This window comes from Hymenobacter sp. FMD4, assembly GCF_058932745.1.
Window position 1 is genome coordinate 123553 of record NZ_JBZYWH010000002.1, and the last position, 22270, is coordinate 145822.

The 22270-nt window shown below is 58.3% G+C and carries 21 protein-coding genes and 2 tRNA genes; 5 read left to right on the forward strand and 18 right to left on the reverse strand.

The window, feature by feature from the left end:
- Nucleotides 1-14 precede the first annotated feature (14 nt).
- Nucleotides 15-1652 carry an ArnT family glycosyltransferase gene (locus tag AC5FXY_RS02475; RefSeq protein ID WP_493555045.1) on the forward strand — a complete coding sequence of 546 codons (1638 nt, stop codon included), beginning with the start codon at nucleotides 15-17 and terminating at the stop codon, nucleotides 1650-1652.
- Here the strand turns inward: AC5FXY_RS02475 and coaE are convergent.
- From coaE to AC5FXY_RS02515, 8 genes are all read right to left on the reverse strand, one after another.
- Nucleotides 1594-2235, reverse strand: a complete 642-nt coding sequence (coaE, locus tag AC5FXY_RS02480; protein ID WP_493555046.1) for a dephospho-CoA kinase — start codon at nucleotides 2233-2235, stop codon at nucleotides 1594-1596. The two genes, AC5FXY_RS02475 and coaE, sit on opposite strands and share 59 nt — an antisense overlap.
- Nucleotides 2236-2237: 2 nt before the next feature.
- Entirely contained in the window at nucleotides 2238-3215 is a 978-nt protein-coding gene (locus AC5FXY_RS02485; protein ID WP_493555047.1) for a YbbR-like domain-containing protein, read from the reverse strand.
- A 29-nt stretch (nucleotides 3216-3244) separates the two neighbouring features.
- The gene (yajC, locus tag AC5FXY_RS02490; RefSeq protein WP_493555048.1) at nucleotides 3245-3562 is read right to left on the reverse strand and encodes a preprotein translocase subunit YajC; all 318 of its coding nucleotides are present in this window, start codon (nucleotides 3560-3562) and stop codon (nucleotides 3245-3247) included.
- 112 nt (nucleotides 3563-3674) lie between these two features.
- Nucleotides 3675-4199 carry a DUF1573 domain-containing protein gene (locus tag AC5FXY_RS02495; protein ID WP_493555049.1) on the reverse strand — a complete coding sequence of 175 codons (525 nt, stop codon included), beginning with the start codon at nucleotides 4197-4199 and terminating at the stop codon, nucleotides 3675-3677.
- A gap of 84 nt (nucleotides 4200-4283) precedes the next feature.
- A complete protein-coding gene (locus AC5FXY_RS02500) occupies nucleotides 4284-5285 on the reverse strand; it encodes an isocitrate/isopropylmalate dehydrogenase family protein (RefSeq protein WP_493555050.1) in 1002 nt (333 codons plus the stop codon).
- A 111-nt stretch (nucleotides 5286-5396) separates the two neighbouring features.
- Nucleotides 5397-5711 carry a YtxH domain-containing protein gene (locus tag AC5FXY_RS02505; protein ID WP_493555051.1) on the reverse strand — a complete coding sequence of 105 codons (315 nt, stop codon included), beginning with the start codon at nucleotides 5709-5711 and terminating at the stop codon, nucleotides 5397-5399.
- 113 nt (nucleotides 5712-5824) lie between these two features.
- Nucleotides 5825-7012 carry a transcription antitermination factor NusB gene (gene nusB / locus AC5FXY_RS02510; protein WP_493555052.1) on the reverse strand — a complete coding sequence of 396 codons (1188 nt, stop codon included), beginning with the start codon at nucleotides 7010-7012 and terminating at the stop codon, nucleotides 5825-5827.
- Nucleotides 7013-7124: 112 nt separating this feature from the next.
- Nucleotides 7125-8216, reverse strand: a complete 1092-nt coding sequence (locus AC5FXY_RS02515; RefSeq protein WP_493555053.1) for a Glu/Leu/Phe/Val dehydrogenase dimerization domain-containing protein — start codon at nucleotides 8214-8216, stop codon at nucleotides 7125-7127.
- A gap of 238 nt (nucleotides 8217-8454) precedes the next feature.
- On the opposite strand from AC5FXY_RS02515, the gene AC5FXY_RS02520 reads away from it, so the two are divergent.
- Nucleotides 8455-10239: an ABC transporter ATP-binding protein gene (locus AC5FXY_RS02520; protein WP_493555054.1), complete on the forward strand. Its 1785-nt coding sequence runs from the start codon at nucleotides 8455-8457 to the stop codon at nucleotides 10237-10239.
- 21 nt (nucleotides 10240-10260) lie between these two features.
- Here the strand turns inward: AC5FXY_RS02520 and AC5FXY_RS02525 are convergent, their stop codons facing one another.
- Nucleotides 10261-11397, reverse strand: coding sequence for an NAD(P)/FAD-dependent oxidoreductase (locus tag AC5FXY_RS02525; protein WP_493555055.1), 1137 nt, complete (start codon nucleotides 11395-11397; stop codon nucleotides 10261-10263).
- A gap of 79 nt (nucleotides 11398-11476) precedes the next feature.
- Nucleotides 11477-11842: a T9SS type A sorting domain-containing protein gene (locus AC5FXY_RS02530; RefSeq protein ID WP_493555056.1), complete on the reverse strand. Its 366-nt coding sequence runs from the start codon at nucleotides 11840-11842 to the stop codon at nucleotides 11477-11479.
- A gap of 217 nt (nucleotides 11843-12059) precedes the next feature.
- On the opposite strand from AC5FXY_RS02530, the gene AC5FXY_RS02535 reads away from it, so the two are divergent.
- Both AC5FXY_RS02535 and AC5FXY_RS02540 read left to right on the forward strand, forming a co-directional pair.
- Nucleotides 12060-12133 (forward strand) — tRNA-Pro (locus AC5FXY_RS02535).
- A gap of 80 nt (nucleotides 12134-12213) precedes the next feature.
- Nucleotides 12214-12287, forward strand: a tRNA-Pro gene (locus AC5FXY_RS02540).
- 166 nt (nucleotides 12288-12453) lie between these two features.
- On the opposite strand, the gene AC5FXY_RS02545 is transcribed toward AC5FXY_RS02540, so the two are convergent.
- The 5 genes from AC5FXY_RS02545 to AC5FXY_RS02565 form a co-directional block, all read right to left on the reverse strand.
- Nucleotides 12454-12984 carry a hypothetical protein gene (locus AC5FXY_RS02545; RefSeq protein WP_493555057.1) on the reverse strand — a complete coding sequence of 177 codons (531 nt, stop codon included), beginning with the start codon at nucleotides 12982-12984 and terminating at the stop codon, nucleotides 12454-12456.
- A gap of 73 nt (nucleotides 12985-13057) precedes the next feature.
- The gene (locus AC5FXY_RS02550; protein WP_493555058.1) at nucleotides 13058-14848 is read right to left on the reverse strand and encodes an ABC transporter ATP-binding protein; all 1791 of its coding nucleotides are present in this window, start codon (nucleotides 14846-14848) and stop codon (nucleotides 13058-13060) included.
- Between the two features lie 308 nt (nucleotides 14849-15156).
- Nucleotides 15157-15984, reverse strand: coding sequence for a tRNA pseudouridine(38-40) synthase TruA (truA, locus tag AC5FXY_RS02555; RefSeq protein WP_493555059.1), 828 nt, complete (start codon nucleotides 15982-15984; stop codon nucleotides 15157-15159).
- Between the two features lie 111 nt (nucleotides 15985-16095).
- On the reverse strand, nucleotides 16096-16653 hold the full coding sequence (locus AC5FXY_RS02560) for a GNAT family N-acetyltransferase (RefSeq protein WP_493555060.1): 558 nt from the start codon (nucleotides 16651-16653) through the stop codon (nucleotides 16096-16098).
- Nucleotides 16653-17855: a thiolase family protein gene (locus tag AC5FXY_RS02565; RefSeq protein ID WP_493555061.1), complete on the reverse strand. Its 1203-nt coding sequence runs from the start codon at nucleotides 17853-17855 to the stop codon at nucleotides 16653-16655. Before AC5FXY_RS02565 ends, AC5FXY_RS02560 begins: the two co-directional genes overlap by 1 nt.
- A 79-nt stretch (nucleotides 17856-17934) precedes the next feature.
- Here AC5FXY_RS02565 and AC5FXY_RS02570 point away from each other — a divergent pair, with 79 nt between their 5' ends.
- Nucleotides 17935-18402, forward strand: coding sequence for a DUF4293 domain-containing protein (locus tag AC5FXY_RS02570; protein ID WP_493555062.1), 468 nt, complete (start codon nucleotides 17935-17937; stop codon nucleotides 18400-18402).
- A 110-nt stretch (nucleotides 18403-18512) separates the two neighbouring features.
- On the opposite strand, the gene AC5FXY_RS02575 is transcribed toward AC5FXY_RS02570, so the two are convergent.
- The 3 genes from AC5FXY_RS02575 to AC5FXY_RS02585 all read right to left on the reverse strand — a co-directional run bounded on the left by AC5FXY_RS02575 (nucleotide 18513) and on the right by AC5FXY_RS02585 (nucleotide 22240).
- Nucleotides 18513-19406 carry a proline and serine-rich protein 1 family protein gene (locus tag AC5FXY_RS02575; RefSeq protein ID WP_493555063.1) on the reverse strand — a complete coding sequence of 298 codons (894 nt, stop codon included), beginning with the start codon at nucleotides 19404-19406 and terminating at the stop codon, nucleotides 18513-18515.
- A 201-nt stretch (nucleotides 19407-19607) separates the two neighbouring features.
- Nucleotides 19608-21620 (reverse strand): CHU_0125 family OmpA-like outer membrane integrity protein, encoded by a 2013-nt coding sequence (locus AC5FXY_RS02580; RefSeq protein ID WP_493555064.1) that lies wholly within the window; start codon nucleotides 21618-21620, stop codon nucleotides 19608-19610.
- A 125-nt stretch (nucleotides 21621-21745) separates the two neighbouring features.
- Complete coding sequence (locus tag AC5FXY_RS02585) at nucleotides 21746-22240, reverse strand: hypothetical protein (RefSeq protein WP_493555065.1); 495 nt, start codon at nucleotides 22238-22240, stop codon at nucleotides 21746-21748.
- Nucleotides 22241-22270: the final 30 nt, after the last annotated feature.

Consider the following 22270-nt stretch of genomic DNA (forward strand, 5'->3'; position numbering starts at 1 on the left):
GCTTGGATCCAGCTATGTTGTCAACGCCCCCTTCGATACTGCCCTCTTCTACTCTCGGCCGCTGGTTGGTTTCGGCCTTCTTTTTGGGCATCCTGCTGACTGGAATATTGATTCATCGCGACTACGGCGTATCCTGGGATGAGCCCGTTGACCGCTTGAATGCATCGGTTAATGCCAAGTACATCGCGGACAAAATCGCGCCCGATCTGGCTCGGCGCGCTGAGAACTACGCCCTTATTCCAGAGCTGGCCACGTATCCGGACCAAGACCACGGGGTTTCTTTTGAATTGCCGGCGGCCTTGTTACTGAAGCTGCTGGGCGTCGAAGAGCAACAGCAGGTATATCAAACGCGCCATTTGTTGATTTTCCTGCTGTATTTCTGTGGTTTGCTGGCCTTTTATCGGCTGGCTCAACTTCGCTTTCAGGATTGGCGCATTGCTCTGATTGGCACTGGTGTGCTGTTTTTCACGCCTCGCTTGTTTCCTGAGTCCTTCTACAACGCAAAAGATGGCCTGTTCCTAGCCTTTTTTGTGATTGGGGTATGGGGGCTAGCTCAGCTGTTACGCCATCCTTCTTTAAAGACTGGCCTGTGGCTGGGTATCGTTACCGGAACAACTATTGCCTTACGCGTCAATGGGGTAATGCTGGTGCCGCTTCTACTGCTGGGCTTTGGCTTACGCTTATGGACTGGGGGCACTCGGCGGCGCTTAGTGGCCGCCGTAGCCTTGTGGTTGATTTCAACGCTATGCTTTACCGTTCTGCTATGGCCCTTTTTATGGGAACAGCCTTGGGAGCATTTCCGCTTGGCCTTTCAAAACTTCAGCCGCTTTCCACGGGGTGCCACCAGCGTACTTTACAATGGGGAATGGGTTCCTGCTTTTACGCTACCGTGGCACTATGTCCCGGTTTGGATACTCATTACTACCCCTGTCGCTTACATCATTGGTTTTGGGTTGGGAGCCTTCAGTTGGCTGTGGCGTTTTCTTCCCCGCCCGCTTCGCGTGCTACGCACTTACTTTGGCTGGCTTGATTTGCTTACCTGGGCATGGCTGCTGGGCCCTTTGGTAGCGGTAGTATTATTCCGCTCGGTGCTATACGACGGTTGGCGGCACCTCTTTTTTGTCTACCCGGCCTTTGTGCTCATTGGTTTGCATGGTGTACACCACTTATTCCGCTGGGCTCGGCAGTGGCACCGGCCGGGCTTGCGTACCGCTGCACTAGCAACAGGCAGCGTATTAGCTCTTGGTGCGGGGGAGCCTATCTGGCGCATTATACACGACCACCCGCACCAGCAGGTATACTTCAGTTTATTGCCTCCTTCGGTAATTGAATGGGGCTTTGAGCGCGACTATTGGGGGGCTAGCTACCGCACCGGCCTTGAATGGATTCTGCAGCATGACCAGGCCCAACGCATAACGATAAGTTCTTATCGGCCGGAGCCCTTGTACAACAACCTGCAAATTCTGCCGCCAGCACAACGGGAACGATTTGTTTACGTCCGTAATGGGCATGCCAGGTATTTTATTACCAATTACCGTTGGCATCCAGAGCCATACCCCGACAGCACCGGCCAGGAGGTCTACCAGCTACAGGTTAATGGCTTGAAGGTGTTGTCCGTATTTCGGAAGGGAGGGCCGCCGCCAGCGCCGTAAACTGCTCGTGTAGGGCCAGTACCTGCGGCAGCACCATTTGCTGGTCATCGTTGTAGATGACAAAATCAGCCCGCTTAAGCTTTTCTTCTTCGCTGAGTTGCTTGCCGATGATGTTCAGCACGTCGGCGGCCGAGCGGTGCGGGTCGCGGCGCAATACCCGCTGCTGGCGCACCGACTGCGGGGCGTACACGGTGATAACGCGGTCTAGCTGTCGGTAGGAATTGGACTCAAACATCAGCGCCGCTTCTTTCAGCACATACGCGTGGCCTGCCTGCTGCTGTTTGGTGGCCCACTGCTCAAAGTCATGCCCGACACGCGGGTGCACCAGCGCATTTAGCTGCGCCAGCTTGGCAGGATCAGTGAAAGCCACTTGGGCTAGATGCGCCCGGTTTAGGCCACCTTCCGGCAGGTAAGTTTCGGGTCCGAAAGCATCCTGGAGTGCAGCCCGTAGTAGCTCATCGTGGTTCATGACCCATTTGGCCCGGGTATCGGCATCGTACACGGGCACCCCGAGCAGGGCAAACAGGCGGCAAATAGTAGTCTTGCCCGAGCCAATGCCGCCGGTAATTCCAATCTTGAGCATGGCTACTGAGGTTTAGCGCTTTTGCCGGTGACCACCCGTAGTACCGGCACCTTTAGGCGGGCTCCACGCACCACGTAGGGCAATGGCCGCAACGAAAGCTGCACTGTGGAATCGTTTTCCTGCATCTGTCGGAAGTCGACGAACGCACCCACTTGCTCTGGCCCGACGCGGGCAGAGTCCTCGGGGAAGTATTGCACTTCTACCGGAATTTGGGCCGGCTGCAGCTTGATAGAGCTATCGATTGGGAAGAAATGCCGCTCCGGCGTTACCAAAAGGGTGCGGGTGTGTACCTCCCGCGGCCGCAATTTTACCTGCACTTCCTGCACGTCCGTTTCCACAAGGGCCGGACCGCCGATGGGTACCCTAATGCTGCCATCGGTGCTGCCAGCGGGGGCTTTGGGCAGATGCACCGAATACAGGCCCGGCCAGCTGTTCAGCACGCTGGCGGGCCCGCGAAAAGTCACGCTGGTGGGCACAAACTTCGCCTCAAAAGGCAGGGCCGAGCCATCGGCGGCTGGGCTCAACCGCAGGGTAAGCTTGCGCGTCACCAGGCGGTCAAACTCGAAATAGATCGTATCGGTCAGCACGGCGTTGAGCTGGAGGCCGTCCATGGCATTGATCAGGCCGCCGCGCAGCGCATTGCCCGGCACCGCTCCGCTGCCGCCGGGCCGGCGCACCTCCACCTCGGCGGGCCGAATATCGAGCCCCATGGTATTGCGCAGCAGCTTCCAGCCCCGCCCCGTTACCTGCACCGAAATCTGCTCCGGCAGCGGGCGGAGCGGAATGAAGTTTTCCTTATCGTAGCGCCACTGCAGCGGGTAGTTGACGCGCGTAGTGTAGGTCTTATTCAGGGCGTTGAGCAGCCACAGCGTAACAGCCGCCAGAAAGCAGGTAGTAACTACGCGCCAAAAGCTCCGCTCCGGTTCGGATAGCGGCCGGATAAACCACTGGGCCAGTGAACGAGCTATCTGGAGCGGCATGGCGCGTCAGCAAGGGAGGCGAAAAACTCTTACGAAGCAGCTTCAGCGGGCTTGGCGGTGCTCAGCTGCCGGGCCACGGCCGAACGGTCGAACGTCATGCGGATGCCTTTGTCAACTTCCAATACTACCTTATCCTCCCCTAGCTCCACCACGCGCCCGTGCAGGCCCCCAATAGTTACTACTTGCGAGCCTTTGCTCAGGCCTTCCCGCAGCTTGCGCGCATCAGCCGCCCGCTTTTGCTGGGGCCGGATCATGAAGAAATAGAATACCGCGACCAACAGCACCGGAAACAGGTACTGCATCGGGCCGCCTTGGGCAGACGCTTGCAGGAGTAAAGAAAGAAGCATGAGGCAGATGAGGAAGTAGAAAGCAAACGAGAAGAGGAGCTAGGGGTAATACGAAAACTTATCAGTTCTGTATCAACCCACTAGCTCCCCGTCACAAACTCTAAAACAGAAATTACTGACGTACGGGGCCTTGGGAGCCGTCGGGCAGAATGTTGCCTTTGATGGTCAGCTGGGTAGTGCTGGGCTGCGTGTTGGCGTAGATGGTGATTTGCTTGTTCTGCACGCCCGACTTGCCGTGGCTGTCGAACTGTACCTCAATCTTGCCTTTCTGACCGGGGGCTACCGGGTCTTTGGGCCAGCTCGGCACGGTGCAGCCACAAGAAGCCTGCGCGTTGTCGATGAGCAGCGGCGATTTGCCGGTGTTCGTAAACTCGAAGGTGTGCTTTACCACGTCGCCCGGCTTGATGTCGCCGAAGCTGTACTCCGTCTGCTCAAACGCCAGCACCGGCGCGTTGGGGTTTGGAGCTTCGGTTTCTGCCGTTACGTTAGGGTTGTCCACCGTCGGGTTGGCGGCGTCGGCGGCTTGGGTGGCGGCGGCGTTCATGCCGGCCTCACCCACTTCGGTCTTGTCCTGATTGCAGGCGCCTGTGAAGAGCAAACCGGCTACCAGCAGCGTCGAAAAAAAGGTGCGTTTCATGAATATCAGAAAGGATCAAAAAAACCGCGCCGCCCATTCCGGCGGCGCGGCGGGGTGTGCCCCAAAGATACAACGTGCAGCGCGTTAGCGCAGGTTGTTAATGACGTTCTGTGCGAACTGCTGCGTGGAGGCCGGACCGCCCAAGTCACCGGTGCACTGCTCCTTGTGGCGCAGCGTCTCGTTCAGGGCAGCCTCAATGCGGCCGCAGGATTCTTTCTCGCCCAGGTGCTCCAGCATGAGCAAGGCCGAGCGCAGCAGGGCCGTGGGGTTGGCAATGCCCTTACCAGCAATGTCCGGCGCCGAGCCGTGCACCGCCTCGAAAATTGCCATGTCGTCGCCGATGTTGGCGCCCGATACTACGCCCAGGCCGCCTACCAGACCCGCGCACAGGTCCGACAGAATGTCGCCGAACAGGTTGGTCGTCACAATCACGTCAAACTGCTCGGGTTTGGTCACGAGCTGCATGCACATGTTGTCGATGATCTTGTCTTCGTACTGAATGTGCGGAAACTCCCGTGAGGCTTCCTGCGCGGCGTTCAGCATCAGTGTGCCGGCCATCTTCAGGATATTGGCCTTGTGAGCCAGCGTTACCTTCTTACGGCCGTGCTTGGCGGCGTAAGCAAAAGCGGCGCGGCAAATCTTGCGCGAGCCTTCCACCGAAATACGGTTAAACGAATCGGCAATACCACGGGCCTCGTCGTACACTTCCAAACCCGAGTACAGGCCTTCGGTGTTCTCACGAAACAGCACGATGTCTACGCCCGAGTAGCGCGTCGGTACGCCTTCGGTCGTCTTGGCGGGGCGCAGGTTCTGGTACAGGTCGTACTTCTGGCGCAGCGACACGTTGATCGAGCGGAAGCCCTTGCCTACCGGCGTGGTGATGGGGCCTTTCAAGGCTACGCGGTTGCGCTCCAACGAATCCAGCAGCGCTTGGGGAATCAGCTCGCCGGATTGGTCGTAGGTCGTCTGACCCGCGTTTTGCTCTTCCCACTGCACGGGCACTTGGGCCGCAGCGAAGATGTCCTGAACGGCGCGCGTGATTTCGGGGCCGATGCCGTCGCCAGGAATGAGAGTGATGGTATGCATTTGGGAGAATGAGTAGGAAAGGAAATGTGCTAACGTGCTGAATGTGCTACTGCGCTAATGCGGCATTTCCGTCACTAGCACAGTAGCACATTCAGCACGTTAGCACACTGGTTACAGGGTTGTGCGACGCGAATTGATCTGGTTGATGAGTTGGTCGACGTCGCCAAGCAACTGCTCTGCCTTGTCCTTGGCGTCGCGAATTACTCGCTGGCCTTCGGCGCGGGCCGACGACGGGCCTTCATCGGCACGGCTGGTGACGAGGCTTTCCGTCAGGTCGGCCAAGATTTCGCGGTAGCGCTCAAGCTGATAGCTCAGCCAGCTGCGCGTTTCGCGGCCGGTTTCGGGCGCGTACAGAAGACCAATGGTAGCCCCGGCGAGGGCGCCGGAAGCAAAGCACAGAATGCCGATAGTGGTTTTGCTGGCCATGGGGCGGGAGCAGAAGAGAGAGAAGGGAAAGATCAGGGGGAATGATTTCGAGCCCAAACAACTCAACGGGGTCAGTCGCAGCCGGGTTACCGGCTCCGGCCGGGGTCCGGCGCTTACTGGTTGTCCAATAGGCCGCGGCCGGATTTGCGAATGGCCCCACTGGCCATCAAGTCCTGCGCCAATTTATCCAGAATACCGTTTACGAACTGCTTGCTTTTAGGCGTACTGTAGAGTTTGCTGATTTCAATGTACTCGTTGATGGTCACCTTCACCGGAATAGAGCGGAAAAGGTGCATCTCGCAGAGGGCCATTTTCAGGATAATCTTGTCGAGCATGGCCACGCGCTCCACGTCCCAGTTCTGCACAGCGCCGGAAATCAGCTGCTCGTAACGGGCGTCATCGTTCAGCGTTTGCTTGTAGAGCGTCTCAGCAAACTCCTTGTCTTCCTTCCAGTTGGCCGAAAGCGACAGAAGCTCCATGTTCTCGTCGGCGCTTTCTTCCAACATTTTCATCGTCTTCACCACGAGGTTTTTGACGATGGAGCGGTTTTCCTCCCAATTCAGATCCTGCTCCTCAAGCAGGTTCGGAATGGCTTCGCCCTTGAAGACGTAGGTTTTGTAGATGTACTTGAGGATTTCCTGATCAGCGGCGTAGTCACCGGCCGGGGCCTCAAAGTAACTGCGCAGCTCCGTGTCGTTGCGCATTTCGTTGCGCCAAGCGTTGCGCAGGGCTTCCATCTCGTCTTCGCCGGCCCACTGCAGGGTGCGGCGGATGGTCAGCTCCTGCAGCTGCTTGTTGTCGGCGAGCTTCTGCAGCACAGGGTTTTGCTCCAGCCGCGTGGTATCGATGCGGTCGGTGGCGGCGGTAAAGCGGCGTGCCTCGCGGCTGCGCTCTTCTTCCAGCACCGTACGCAGGGCAGCGGGCAGGTTCAGCAGGTGAATGTACTGATCGTGAATGCTCTCGGTGGCGTGGAGCATCTGATTCAGATAGAACAAGTTCTCCTTCTGTACCTGCTTCTGGTAGTACTTGGTGGCGTCTTTGACAGCGTCGTTGACCTCTTGGTTGTCGAGCTGTTCCGGCTCAGCCGTACCGCCGGCCTTGTGCCAGTCGCGAAATCCTGCCTCGGCCAGCTTCTGCTGCCCTTGGAGCAGGCGCCGGTCTTGGGGCACCATAGAGTTCAGATCGGGCTGAAAAGCTTCGCCAATGCGGTCAAGAGCCAACAGATAATCGGACCCCACTGCCTGATCGTAGGCATAAAGGGCCTGCATGACTTTGATGCGAAGCGTACGGCGGTTAAGCAAAACGGAAGAGGTTTATGAGTTTATGAGTCGGGGAGTCCACGAGTTGGGGAGTCATGGCTCAGAAGTTCTGAACAACAACTCCTACGCTCATAAACTCCCCAACTCGCAAACTTTAGTACGTCGACTTCACCCGACCGATGGCAGCAATGCGCTGCTCGGCCTGGCGAACGGCTGCTGCCTGCGGGTGCGTACCCTCTTTAGCGGCCTTCTCCAGTACCTGGATGGTGTAGTCGTAAATTTTTTCAGTCTGGGTAAGGGCACCCTGACGGCTGGAGCCTACTACTTCCGAGTACACGTTGATCAGGCCTCCGGCGTTGATCAGGAAGTCGGGAGCGTAGATGATGCCGCGGTCCACGAGGGCCGGACCGTGCACGTTCTCGTCGGCCAGCTGGTTGTTGGCGCAGCCCGCTACCACGGCGCACTTCAGGCGTGCAATGGTGTCGTCGTTGAGGGTAGCACCGAGGGCGCAGGGCGAGTAGATGTCTACGTTTTGGTCGTAAATCTCGTCGAGGCCCACCACTTTGGCACCGAAACGGGTACCGGCTTCCTCAGCGCGCTCCTTGTAGTAATCGGTCAGTACGATTTCGGCGCCCTCTTTGGTGAGGTGCTCCAGTAGGTAAGTACCTACGTGACCCACACCCTGCACGGCTATGCGCTTGCCTACGAGGCTATCCGAGCCGAATGCCTTCTTGGCGGCAGCCTTCATGCCCATGTAGGTGCCGTAGGCCGTTACCGGCGACGGGTCGCCCGAGCCGCCCATGCTCTCGGGCAGGCCAGCTACGTGCGTGGTTTCCATGCGGATGTACTCCATGTCCTTGGTGGTCATGTTCACATCCTCGGCAGTGATATACTTGCCGTTGAGGTTTTTAACGAAGCGACCGAACTTGCGCAGCAAAGCTTCGTTTTTCTGCGTCTTGGCGTCGCCGATGATTACGGCTTTACCCCCACCCAGATTCAGGCCCGAAATGGCGGCCTTGTAGGTCATGCCCCGCGAGAGGCGCAGCACGTCGTTCAGAGCTTCCGCGTCGGTAGCGTAGTGCCACATGCGGGTACCGCCTAGCGCCGGGCCCAGTACGGTGTTGTGAATGCCGATGATGGCGCGCAGACCGGTTTCGTGGTCGTGGCAGAACACCACCTGTTCGTGCTGATGATCAGCAATTTGCCCAAAGATGCTGGTCTCGGGCAGGGCTTGAATCTCAACCATTGGGGGAAATTGTTGTGGGAATGGGTTGGGAATGGGGTCGACGGCTGGTTACCGGTGCCCACCCACAGTTACCGAACACAAAAGGCGGTCGTAATCGGTTTCTGATTACTGACTACCCTCCACGCAGTACCTTTGGCCAAGGCCCCGAAACCGGGCGCAAAGGTAACCCGTTTTTCCGACTTCAGCCCACCGGCAACGTTCCCCAAGCGGGCCTTAGCGGCCTCTTTTCCACCCGCTCGTGAAAGCACTCCGCGCTACCGACAAGTACTTGATTCGCTACAAATGGCACTTCCTCGGTGGGGTGCTGTTCGTGGCCCTGAGCACGCTGCTGGCCATTTTTCCGGCCCAAGTGGTGCGCTATGCCTTCGACTTGGTGCAGGAAGGCATCGACCTCTACCACCTCTTCGGTGGCACCGAAGCTCAACAGAGTGTATACAGTTTGTTCGGCCGCAACATCATCCTGTACGGCGCGCTGATTATCCTGCTGGCCTTGCTGCGTGGGGTATTCTTGTTCTTCATGCGCCAGACGCTAATCGTGATGTCGCGGCACGTCGAAAACGACCAGAAAAACGAAATCTACCAGCACTACCAGTCGCTGCCGCTGAGCTTCTACCGCCGCAATAGTACCGGCGACTTGATGTCGCGCATTTCGGAGGACGTAGGGCGCGTGCGCATGTACATCGGGCCGGCCATCATGTATTTCCTGCAGCTGGTCATCCTGTTTCTGCTGATCGTGCCGCTGATGCTGGTGGTCAACGTGAAGCTCACACTGCTCACCTTGTTGCCGCTACCTATCCTGAGCATCAGCATTTTCTACGTCAACAACCTGATCGAGAAGAAGTCCGATGAGATTCAGAAGGCCCTGTCGAACATGACGACCTTCGTGCAGGAAGCCTTCTCGGGCATTCGGGTGCTGAAGTCTTTTGTGCGCGAGCAGGATTCGCACCGCAACTTCAGCACCGCCTCAGATACGTACCGGGAGAAGTCACTGAGCTTAAACCTCGTCAACTCGCTGTTCTTTCCGCTGATTCTGTTTCTGGTCGGCGTCAGCACCATCGTCACGGTCTGGGTTGGCGGTCAGGAGGTTATCCGCGGCACCATCACCACGGGTACTATTGCCGAATTCCTGATTTATGTGAACCTGCTGACCTGGCCCGTAACGGCGCTGGGCTGGACTTCCTCGCTGGTGCAGCGCGCCGAGGCTTCGCAGGCCCGCATCAACGAGTTCCTTGATCAGAAAACCGACATCGTTTCGCGCCAAAACATCGAGCAACCCATCCAAGGCGACATTGTATTTGACAACGTGTCGTTTACTTATCCCGACACCGGCATTGAAGCCCTCAAAGGCGTATCTTTCCGCATCCAGCCGGGCCATACGCTGGCCATCATCGGCAATACCGGCTCGGGCAAAAGCACCATTGCCAACCTACTCTGCCGCCTTTACGATGTGCAGGACGGTCGCATCCTCGTCGACGGGGTAGACGTGCGCGACTACTCACTTACTTCACTGCGCAGCCAGATTGGTTACGTGCCGCAGGATGTATTCCTGTTCTCCGACACCATTGGCCACAACATCGGCTTTGGCCTCGATGAGCTGCCGAAGGAACGAATGGAGCAGGCTGCTAAGGACGCCGACGTGTACGAGAACATCATCCGCTTTCCGGAAGGCTTCGACACCAAAGTGGGCGAACGAGGCATTACGCTCTCGGGCGGGCAAAAGCAACGCGTCAGCATTGCTCGCGCCTTGGTAAAGGAGCCCAGTATCCTTATCCTCGACGATGCGCTATCGGCTGTGGACACCAAAACGGAAAACGTCATTCTGGACAGCCTGCAGCGCATCATGCGCAACCGCACCAGCCTGATTATTTCACACCGGGTATCGTCGGTCAAGCTCGCTGACCATATTCTGGTGCTCGACGACGGCTGCATCGTGCAGCACGGTACCCACGAGGCGCTCATGGCTGATCAGGCTGGGCTGTACCGCGCGCTGTACGAGCGTCAGTTGCAGAGTGAGGAAGCGTAAGCCTGACTGTAGCGCGGACTACTAACCGCCCATTAGCTCAGCTGCACGCCAACCACTCTTTGCCCCCATAGCCACGCCCATGCCATTGCAGCGTAGCGCACCGTAAACGTTTGGAGCTAACATTCCAATAAACGGCTCTAACTCCTGCCCGAAGCCCATTACCCCGCTCCAGCGGTGCTCGATGGTGGGACGCTGCCCCGGCAGTATTACTTCGTATAGCAATTGCTCCAGCTGCTGCTGTACCAGTGGCGTCAGGCCAGGCTCAGTGGTGGCTTCGGCTGCGAAGTCGAGGTTGCGGCCGCCGCCCAGCAGCAGGCGGTTGCCCACGTTGCGGAAGTAGTAGTAGCCGGCATCGTAGTGAAAGGTGCCAGACAGGCGCAGGTTTTCGATGGGCTCCGTAACGAGCACTTGCCCGCGACCGGGCACCACGTCGAGGTCAGGGAAAAATTGGCGGCTGAAAGCATTGGTAGCCAGCAGCACTTGTCCTGCTTCTATATTCGCCAAGGGCGTTTTCAGCTGTATACAGGCTGACCCAGGCTCTATTGCTTGCACGGGCACTCCATGGAGCACCACCACGCCTTCTTGCCAAGCCAGGCGCAATAGTGCGTGCATCATACGGCCGGTGTCGAGGGCGCCCTCTGCTACATTTTCGAGTAAGGCATGCACTCCTGCAAAGCCGAACTCCGCCAAGCGGTGGCTGCTGTCGCGGAAGACTACTGCCTCGCCGATGACTGATGCCAACAGTTCGTTGTAGTACGGCAGTTGGTGCCGGCAAACGTGCGCAACTTCTTCATCGGCTGGCGAGAACAGCTCAAAGCCGCCAACTGGTTCGTAGCCGAGGGCTTCGTTGCCGAGCAGCTGGCGCAGCATCTGCAAGCCTTCCCAGCGGTAGCGCACCACCGACAGCAAAGCGTCGGTGCCGCCCTTCTTTTCCTGCTCAATCAGTTCGGAAATGCTCCCAAAACAGGCAAAGCCAGCGTTTTTGGTGCTAGCACCGTTGGGCAGGGTGTCGCGCTCAAGTACTACTACCCGCGCCTTGGGGCGCTGGCGCTTGGTATAGATGGCGGCCGTTAGGCCCACCAAACCTGCACCTATTACGGCTACATCAAAGCCTTGCAGGAAAGACTGCTTCTCCCAATACGACAGTAACGTAGCCATGCGACGGCAGCAAATAAAAATGAAAAGCCTCCCGACAGCGAATGTCGGGAGGCAAAACTACTGACCGGCTAGCCCAAGGCTATTGCCCAAGCGTTACGCGGCGCATAAAAGTCTTATCGGCCACCATGCAGCGTACCACATAGGCGCCGGCGGGCAGGTTCCCCAGCGGCACCGACATAGCCGCGCCATTGGCCGACAGAGCCTTGGTCAACACGGGGTGCCCGGCGGCATCGTTGACCTCCAGCTGCATCGGCCCCTTGGCGTTGGTACGCACGCGCAGGGTGTTGTTGACCGGATTAGCCTCAACGTTGAACGTAATATTCGGCCCATCAATTTTTTTCTGCACGGAATCCGAGGTGATAAGCGCCGGTGTAACGGATGCAGTTTGGGCCGTGGCAGCGCCGGATAGCGCTACAAGCATAATAGTGTAGACAAACGCTTTCATAGGTGGAAACGACTGCGTGTCAGGACTCAAAGATACTCTTTTTTGCAAGGATGAGCTAGGCTTTTATCGGGCCATCAAGCTCGACTATTCCCTAAACGCGGTCAGTGCCAACTTTCGTGCCTAATATTTGCATCCAGCGGGCCTATAAAATTTATCACCTCAAGAGTTGCAGTTTAACTTCAGAGGTGCGTACATTTGCACCCACATTGTCCGAAAACGGGGTGTAGCGCAGCCCGGTAGCGCGCTACGTTCGGGACGTAGAGGCCGTAGGTTCGAATCCTGCCACCCCGACTACGAAAAGGAAAGAAGCTGATACCAGCGCTTTTTTTCTGGACAATGTAAAAGGCCGCCTTCCCGAAAGGCGCCACGCTCGGGGTGTAGCGTAGCCTGGTATCGCGCCAGCATGGGGTGCTGGAGGTCGCAGGTTCGAATCCTGCCACTCCGACAAAAACCCGCCGAACAGCTTGTTCGGCGGGTTTTTTATTGCCTTTGCGCTCTGAAGTACCGCGTAGTCTGAGCCAGGGGTTGCGATTCAAGCTGCTGCCGAAAGACACTGTCTTCCCGAGCAAAACACATTTGTTGAGGCTTAGGCACGAGGTTCGGTTAAGGGCTTACTGACCCGAACCAGCCACCACCACTAGCATTTCGGCTGGCGCGTCTTCGGGAAACTGCTCCAGAAACACGTTCTGTGACTTGAGCTCACGTTCATTCAGCGCTTCTTTCAGCGCCGGGTACAGCCGGCCCGGCGCCAGCATAAAGCTGGCTTCCACGCGGGCTTGCAGCACCCGCTGCCCGGCCGGAAACACCCGGTAGCGGTAGCCCACCGGCAGTTGCTGGGTGGTATCAGCCACTACCAGCCCGATAAAAGCCTTAACCTCCTCTCCTTCTGCCTCGGGGTCGTTGTAGTAGATGTTGCCGAGGGTTCCTTTGATAGTGCCTTTGCGGTAAAGCTCGTTGGCTTGGCTGAACAGCTTGCCGAACTGGTTATCGGGAATGCCTTCGTAGTAGCGGCCGGCCAAGAAGATGGGTTGTGGCGTGGTCAGCTGCTCGATATCGGGCTTACTGAAGCCGCCCAGGTAGGCGTACACGCTTGCAAAGCCAACCAGCAGCACCCCGCCGATAATTAAAAACCAACGTGACATGAAAGGGGAATGAGTTGTAGTGTAAATGAGTAGTGAGACGGATAGAGCATGAGCACTTTGCTCACGCGCTCATTTACTCGTTCACGTATTGCATCTGGTACAGCTGGGCGTAGTAGCCACCGAGGCGTAGCAGCTCCTCGTGCTGCCCGCTTTCCTTGATTTCGCCGCGGTCGAGCACGATGATGCGGTCGGCTTTCTGGATTGTGCTTAGGCGGTGGGCAATAACGAGGGAGGTACGGCCCAGCATCAACTTCTCGATGGCCTGCTGGATCATTTCCTCCGTTTCAGAATCGACCGACGAGGTGGCCTCGTCCAGGATGATGATGCGCGGGTTGTATACCAGGGCCCGTACGAAGCTAATAAGCTGGCGCTGCCCTACCGACAGCGTAGCGCCGCGCTCCATCACCTTGTACTGCAGCCCGCCGGGCAAGCGCTCAATGAATTTATCGGCCCCTACTAAGCGGGCGGCGTCCCAGATCTGGGCTTCGCTAATAGTGTGGTTGCCGAGGGTGATGTTGTCTTGAATGGTGCCGTTGAACAGGAATACATCCTGCAGCACCACCCCAATGTGGCGGCGCAGAGCCTTCAGGTCGTACTCGCGCAGATCGTGACCATCCACACAGATTTCGCCCTTCTGAATATCGTAGAAGCGGGAAAGCAGGTTGATGATGCTGGTTTTGCCGGCGCCGGTAGCACCCACAAAAGCCACCGTCTGCCCGGCTTTGGCTTCGAAGTTGATGTCGCGCAGCACCCATTCCGGCTCGCTGGCCTCGCTAACTTCCTTGTACGAGAACCACACCCGGCGGAACTCTACGTCGCCGCGCAGGGTTTCGGGCCGGCGCGTGCCTTCGTCGGCAATGAATTCTTTGCTGTCGAGCAGCTTCAGCAGGCGTTCGGTGCTCACCAGGCCCAGCTGCAAGGTGTTGAAACGATCCGCAATCTGTCGGATGGGCCGGAAAAACAACGCGTTGTACATGATAAAGGCGATGAGCGCCCCCTTGGAAATGGTGCCCTCAATCTGGCCCTGGGCTGCGTACCACACCAGCAAGCCCACGCCTACGGCCGCCAGCACTTCGGCCACCGGAAAGTACACCGAGTAGTACAGCACCGAGCGGATGTTGGCGCGGGTGTGCTCCTGATTCAGCTTCTCAAACTTGCGGAACTCACGCTGCTCATTGCCGAAAATCTGCACGATGCCCATCCCCGTTAGGTGCTCCTGCACGAAGGCATTGAGGTTGGCTACGGCTGTGCGCACCTCCTGAAAAGACTTCTTTACTTTTTCCTTGAACACGTACGTGCTCAACAGCAGCGGCGGAATCACCGACAGGCTCACCAAGGTCAGGCGCCAATCGATGTAAAACATGAACGCCATGATGAACAGCAACTGCAGGATGTCACCGATCATAGCCGCCAGCCCTTCGCTAAACACATCCGACAGCGTTTCTACGTCGGAGATATTGCGCGTCACCAGTACCCCGATGGGCGTACGGTCGAAGAACTGCAGCCGCAGATTCAGGATGTGCTGGTAGAGGTCCACGCGGATGTCGCGCACTATGTACTGGCCCAGCCAGCCGCCGTAGTACGTTTGGAGGTAGCTCACGCCGGTGTGCGCCACTAGTATTCCCATCAGCCAGGCAAACATACGGTTCAGCCCCGGCCAGTCGCCGTTGCTGATCTGCACGTCCACCATCTGCTGAATCAGAAACGGGCGCACCGTGCCCAGCACCGCCGTGGCAATGGTGAGGAAGATGAGCAGAAAGAAAATGGCGCGGTACGGCCGCACGTACACCAGCAGGCGTCGTAGCACCTGCCAGTCGAAGATATTGCCGGCTTTGGCGGTAGTTGCAGTAGCAGCAGGCTCCACGGGCAGCAGATTAAGTCAGGTTGGGAAAGGCGTAGTGGTCTTAACCACCCAAACGCCCGGCAAGTTACGGCAGTCGCAACGAGGCACGCACAGAAAAGCCTAAGCCGTACTAAAGCTAGAGCTAGCTCCCCTCCTCAGATGAGGAGGGGTTGGGGTGGTTGATGGACTAGAGATAGAAGATTCAGGCTACCTGTCGCGTCAGTCCTGCTAAGCTTGCTTTTTTCAATCGCTCACGAGTAGGTCAACCACCCCTAACCCCTCCTCATCTAAGGAGGGGAACCTTGCTCTAGTCTCTGGCTTAGCTTTGATTAGCCTCGCTCTTGCTTCCAGTAATGCGGCTGCAAATCAGCGTCAGTCACGAAGAAGGGCCTCTTCCCTGCCCAATCAGGCAACAATATTTCCGGCGGATACTCTACGCGGCTCAAAAACAAGCCTTGAGCCGGTGCCGCCCCGCTGGCGGCAATGCGCTGCTGCCGGTGCAATACCTCGGCAAACTGCACTGGCGTGAGCCGCCCGCGTCCTACATCAAGCAAGGTACCCACCACGAGCCGCACCATACCGCGCACGAAGCGGTTGGCCCGGATGCGAAACATCAGCCCGTGCGGCGTGGGGTGCCAGCCGGCCTCATGTACCCAGCAGACGTAGTGCGTCTCGGCGCCTTTCACCTTCGAGAAGCTCGTGAAGTCACGCTGACCGAGCAAATACTGCGCTGCTTCGTTCATAGCGTCCACGTCGGGCGCTTTGTCGAGCCACAACGCTTGGTCGCGGCGAAACGGGTCGCGGCGCAGTACCACGTGGTACTCATAGGAGCGCGCCACGGCCCCAAAACGAGCGTGTGCATCGGACTGCACCGGCGTAAGGGCGTAAGCGCCGATGTCGGGTGGCAGGGCACGATTAAGGCGGTACAGTAACTGCGTGGTGTCCAACTGCGAGGGCAGTTCCGCGTCGAAGTGCGCTACCTGGTGACTGGCGTGCACGCCCGAATCGGTGCGGCCACTACCGAGGCTGTACACAGACTGCCGCAGAATTTGCGAGAGGCAGCGGTCCAGTTCCTGCTGCACGCTCGGGGCATTGGGCTGTATCTGCCAGCCGCAGTAGCGGGTGCCGTCGTAGGCGAGTTCGAGGAAGTAACGCACATTAATTGAATGAGGAATCAGAACGGAGCAGGAACCATGCGGGTGCTACAGCGCTTGGCGGCGCGCATGCGTGACATACAAGAAACAAAACTGCCCCTTCTCCATCATTCCTCATTCGTTGACCAACGCGTACAGCAGACCATCGACGGTCCGGCCATCCTTGGTAATGCTTTTGCGCAGGCGGGCTTCAAACGCAAAGCCGGCCTTCTCCAACACCCGCCCTGAAGCAGGATTGTATTCGAAAATGGTGGCAAACAACCGACACACCTCAAAGTGCGCGAAGGTATACTCGGCTAGTGCCCGGGCAGCAGCTGTCGCAATGCCGTACCCCCAGTAGCGGCGACCCAGCCAGTAACCTATTTCGGCTTCGCGACGGTTGATGTCGCCCTGAAACAGCACACTGATGCTGCCCACCGCCTCGCCGTCTGCCTCGATGCACAGGTGCAGGTCGCGGCGGCCGTCGCCGTGCACGAAGCTGATGTACCACTCCGCATCTTCTAGTGAGTACGGATGCGGAAACCGGTCGCGTAGATTCAGCCAGATGTCGCGGTCATTGGCGTGGCTAGCCAAAGCGGGTGCATCGGCAGCTTGAAAAGGTCGTAAACGCACGCCGGCCACCGGCAACGGCAACGTAGGCTGCAGAAGGTCGGTGGCCGGCGTGGTAGTCATTACAGCTTCTCGTAGATAACGGCAGCTCCCTGCCCCACGCCCACGCACATGGTGGCGAGGCCGTAGCGCACATCGTCGCGACGCTTCATCTCATGCAGCAACGTAGCCGTGATGCGGGCTCCGCTAGCCCCCAGTGGGTGGCCAATGGCAATAGAGCCGCCGTTTACGTTGATTTTGCTGGGGTCGAGGTTCAAATCGCGGCAGCAGGCAATGACCTGCGCGGCGAAAGCCTCGTTCAGCTCAATCAGGTCTAGGTCGTTTACCGTCAAGCCCGCACGCTGCAGCGCTTTCTGGGTAGCTGGCACCGGGCCGATACCCATGATAGCCGGATCGACGCCCGCCACGGCCGTGGATACCACACGGGCCAGCGGCTTCAGGTCGAAGCGCTTCAGGATTTCCTCGCTCACCACCATGCTTGCGGCAGCGCCATCGTTGATGCCCGAGGAGTTGCCGGCCGTTACGGTGCCGCCGTTGGGGTTGAAGGCGGGCTTGAGCGCACCCAGCTTTTCTAGGGCCGTCAGGCGCGGGTGTTCATCGGTGTCGAACATCACAGCCTCAGTCTTGGGCTGCGACACGAATACTGGAACGATTTCGCGGCGGAAGCGGCCCTTCTCAAAGGCTCGCTGGTACTTACGCTGCGACTCGAAAGCCCATTGATCCTGCTCTTCGCGGGTGATGCCGTACTTTTTGGCCACGTTCTCGGCCGTCTCGCCCATGGAATACGGGTGATGCAGCTTCGAAAGCTTGGGATTCACGAAGCGCCAGCCAAGGGTGGTGTCGTGGGCGGTGAAGTCACGGCCAAAAGCCGTTTCAGACTTGGCCATCACAAACGGGGCCCGGGTCATGCTCTCCGAGCCGCCGGCCAGGTACAGGTCGCCGTCGCCAGAGCGCACGGCGCGGGTCGCGTCGATGATGCTTTGCAGGCCCGAGGCGCACAAACGATTCACCGTTACGCCACCTACCGTAGCGGGCAGGCCAGCCAGCAAAGAGGCCATGCGGGCCACGTTGCGGTTGTCTTCACCGGCTTGGTTGGCAGCGCCCATGATGACGTCTTCTACCAGTTGGGGGTCCACCGACGAGTTGCGGCGCAGCAGCTCGCGGAGTACCACGGCGGCCAGATCATCGGGGCGAACAGCACTGAGCGCGCCGCCGAACTTGCCGACGGGGGTGCGAACAGCATCTACAATGTATGCTTCAGGCATTGGATAAATGCGGGTTAGCTAAGTCTTTTGGCTACTTTTGCCGGCCCAATCAGACCGGATTTAGCTCACAACAACAAAGATGATACAAAGAATCCAAAGCGTGTTTTTGCTTTTGCTAGCCATCAGCATGGCGTGCGTTCTGTTTCTGCCGATTTGGTCCAAAACCGATCCGCTGACCAACCAAACGCTGACCCTCACCGCCACGCAACTGCAGTCGTCTACACCCACGGTGCCCGGCATGGGCACATACGCCATTGCGGCCTTGGCGGCCGCATCAGCGCTGGTGGCGCTCATCGAGATTTTTCAGTTCCGCAAGCGCATGACGCAATTACTGCTTGGTTCGCTCAATTTGCTGCTGATTTCGGCTACCATCGGCGCCAGCTTTTATTACATCCGCGAAGCTGATCAGCTGCTGAACGCGAAAATTCCCGGCGAGTTTGAAGCCGGCTTTTACTTGCCCACTCTAGCCCTGCTGCTCAACCTGCTGGCCAACCGCTTCATCCGCCGCGATGAAAAGCTGGTGCGTTCCATGGACCGCCTACGCTAGTAAACCGGCTACTTATGAACGAAGAGGTGCCCCGACTCTATGAGTCGGGGCACCTCTTTTTTGCGCTACAGTAAGTCTGGCGCTCAGGCTCTATGGCGTAGCATCACCCGCTACACACCGCGGTTTTGCTCAATGTATTGCTGCATTTCCCGCACGCTAGAATCGAAGGTAAACACCTCGTACACCCGGTAAAAGTTCTGCCGGTCAGCCACGCGGCCGTACGCGTACTTGGCCAGATCGAGCCGGCCACGGTCAAAGCTGATTCCACCGAGCAAACGCCGCAGGTCTTCGCTACGGATGTCGCTTTCGGCCAAGGCTTGCTTGGCCATCACTACCTTCTGGTCATCAAACGAACGGGCCTGCAAAGCCCGGATGAGTTCATCCACCTCCTGCGCTTCCATCAGGTGACGGTAGTTATTGCCGTAGCTGCCACCATTGGTATAGCCACCGTTGTTGTACCCACCGCTGCTGTAGCCTCCCGGCGCGGGCTGCGAAGGCTGTTGGGTGTAGGGGTCGCGGCCGTAGCCATCGTCATAGCTGCCGTACCAGTCGTCGCGGCCGCCCGGAGTAGGCCAGCCGCTGGGGCTATTATAAGGCGTTGGCTGGCACTCGTAACCGTATTCGTAGCCGCGCGCCGGGCCTCGCCCGCGGCCACCGGCCCAGCCTGGCAGCGGCACCTCATCGAAGCGTTGCAGCACAGGCGGGTAGCCGCGACGGGTCACGAGTACGAAGCGCGTTTCGCGGCCCGGAATTAACTGTACCCGGGTGCGGTAGTTGAGCACGCCACCGTTGGCCGGAATCTGAAACTCAGCCCAATGGGTGCCCGGTGCCAGCCGATCGAAGCGCACTTGCGTGAGGCCGTAGCGGCCCCCGATGGCGTAGCCATCGAGGCGTAAGCGGAAAGGTAAGCCGCGCTCAGAGCGCACGGCCATACCTGCTGGCTGAGCCAGCGCCACCTGAGCCAGCAACAGCAGACTCAGGCACAGTAGTAAGGTTCGTTTCATAGCTGTAAAGGAAAGAAAGGCAACTGCTTCGGTGAGGAAGCAGCCAGCGGTGCTTAAGCCAACTTCTATGCCAGTTTCACGGCACGTATCAGCCCAGCTTTGCTTCCCCCATTTCTTGTTCGACAAGTACAAGCCTTAAACGCAAAGCAGCCCCTGCATCCATTGATGCAGGGGCTGCTTGTTGGTTGACTTTACGCGGACTTAGTTGCCCGACGGAGTCGTAATCTTGGTCACCTTAAACTCCGTGCGACGGTTACGCTGGTGCTCATCCTCGGTCTTCGCAGTTTTCACCACCGGAGCCGTTTCGCCGTAGCCTTTGGCCGTAATGCGCGACTTGTCGATGCCCTTGGAGATGATGTAGTCCACGGCCGATTGCGCGCGCTTCTGCGACAGGGTCAGGTTGAACGCGTCCTTACCACGCGAGTCGGTGTGCGAGCTGAGTTCGATGCTGATGTCGGGGTTATCGACCAGCGTCTGCACCATCTTATCCAACTCGGCGGCGGCATCCTCGCGGATATCCCACTTGTTGTAATCGTAGAAGATATTCTCCACTACGATGGCCTTGTTCTTGATGATTTCGTTCAGCGTCAGCGTTACGGGCAAGCTGATGTCGTTCATCTCGTTTGGCAGCTGATCCTGCGCCGGCACTTTGCCCACGGTGCTCACCGATTGGCGCGCCGTGAAGTAGCCAACCCGGTCGGCCACCAGTGAGTACGTAGCCGACGTGTCCAGCTTCACTTTGAAGGAGCCGTCTTCGGCCGTTTGCACGCTCTGCACTTTCTGACCGGCCCTGTTCAGCACGTCCACCGTCTCGTTACCAAGCGGCGATGTTACGCCGGTTTTGCCATTTACGCCCAGCACTTTGCCTTCGGCGTAGAACGTTACCAGCTTCAGCGGCTTCTTGCGGAACATGTACAGGTCGTCGGACCCCTTGCCACCGGCGCGGTTCGACGAGAATACGCCTACGTCGGTGCCCGTCAGGTACGGCGCGAAGTCGTCGCCGGTGCTGTTGATGGGGGCGCCGAGGTTGGTCACTTTGCCGTTCTTCTCCACGCGGAACAAGTCCAGCTTACCAAAGCCGGGGTGCCCGTCGGAAGAGAAATACAACGTTCCATCAGGGGCTACGCCGGGGAAGTTTTCGTTGCCGGGGGTATTGATCTGGTCGCCCATGTTTTCGGGCGTCGAGAAGCGGTTGTTGGCACCCAGCGTCGACTTGTACAGGTCGTTACCGCCTTGCCCGCCGGGGCGCGACGAGGCGAAGTACAGCGTCTGGCCATCGGGCGAGAGCACCGGCGAGAAATCGTCGGCCTTGCTGTTATTGATGCCCCGGATCAGCTCGGGCTCCGTCCAGGTGCCGCCGCGGAAGTAAGACACGAATAGGTCTACGCTCAAGTAACCCTTCTTCGAGCCATCGTTGGAACGGGCAAAGACCATCATCTTGCCATCGGGCGAGAACGTGGCCGAAGCCTCGTGCATGCCGGGCTTGTTGAAGAGCGGCTTACCAGCATCTTTGCTCGGCGTAGCAGCCCCGGCCGAGGCCGTCGCGCCTGCCGTCTGCGCCACATCCTCAAACGAGACGACCGTACCCCCTGTCATCTTTTCCAGGTCGTCGAATTTGATGGCGTACAGATCATTGAAGCCTTCACCGTTGCCGAGGTACTTCTTACCGTTGCGGCCCGAAGCAAAAATCAGCTCCTTGGTATCCGGCTTGATGGTAGCACTGAAGTCCGATGACTCCGAGTTTACTTGATCCAGCGGGGTTACCTCGTTGTTGTTGCGCATGGCCTGCAGCTGGGTGGCGGCTTGGGCATTCTGCGCTTCACGTTCGGAACGGGCTACCAGCGCCCGGTTGGTACCGCTTTGGGCGTACTGCTGAAATTGCGTTGCAGCTTCTTCGTACTTGCCAGCGGCTTTCAAAGCCATGGCATAGTGGAAAGGCGCATCGGCATTCTTTACTCCTCCATCCAACGCTGCCTTGTAGTACTGCTCGGCCTGCTCGATGCGGTTAGACATGCGGTAGGCTTCACCGATTTTGTAGTTGGCCAGCGCAATGTCTTTGCCTTTGGCCACATCGGCTTTGTAGAGTTCGATGGCGGTTTCGTACTCGCCGCGCGAAAAGCGCTTATCGGCCTTGCTCAGGCCGCCCGACGTAGCGCAGCCGCTCAAGGCAGCTACGGAGCCAGCCGCCGCACAAGCAACGATGAGGTTCCTCATAGGTGGAAAAGAGAAGGGGTGGAGGTGGGGGTAAAAGTGTTTCAGGGTGGTTCGCTTTAAGGCCAAGATGGGGCTAGCAATAATACTAAGTTTAGATATCATTCTGCCCCGCCCCCCCGTTTTTTCTAAGTAGCACTAAAATACCGAGAAAGCCACGTGGCGGCGGCAGGTGCGGGCCATCCTCCATCCAAGGCACTGCGCTGGTTTACCGTATTGTCAAAGTACAGCGTATCGGGGCGCAACTTGCCTTGGCCCACGGCCTGGCGCAGGTCGCGGCGATGCAGCAGTTGCACTTGGCCCGCTTCGTCGAGAAAAGCCAGCTGCTCCTTGGCCAATAGCTCTAGGCTTAGCGCGCTTTCCAGCTCCCGTACAAAGCGCACGGAGGAATCGATAGAGCAGCCGCTGGCATCGGCCACAGCCTCATCTAACCCGATGACCAGAAACTGGCGGTGCCGGAACTCAGCCGAAGCGCGCAAGTGGCGGCCGTGGCTTGTCCATGCTTCGGAAAACTGCTGCAAAGCTGGCTGCACTACCGCTAGTTCAGCATCGGTGAGGGGGCGGCTGGCCTGGTATATCCAGATGCGGGCCAAAGCGGGGAGTTCGTGAAAGGGAACGAACATAACGGAAGAACAGGTAAGCGCAACGCGGGC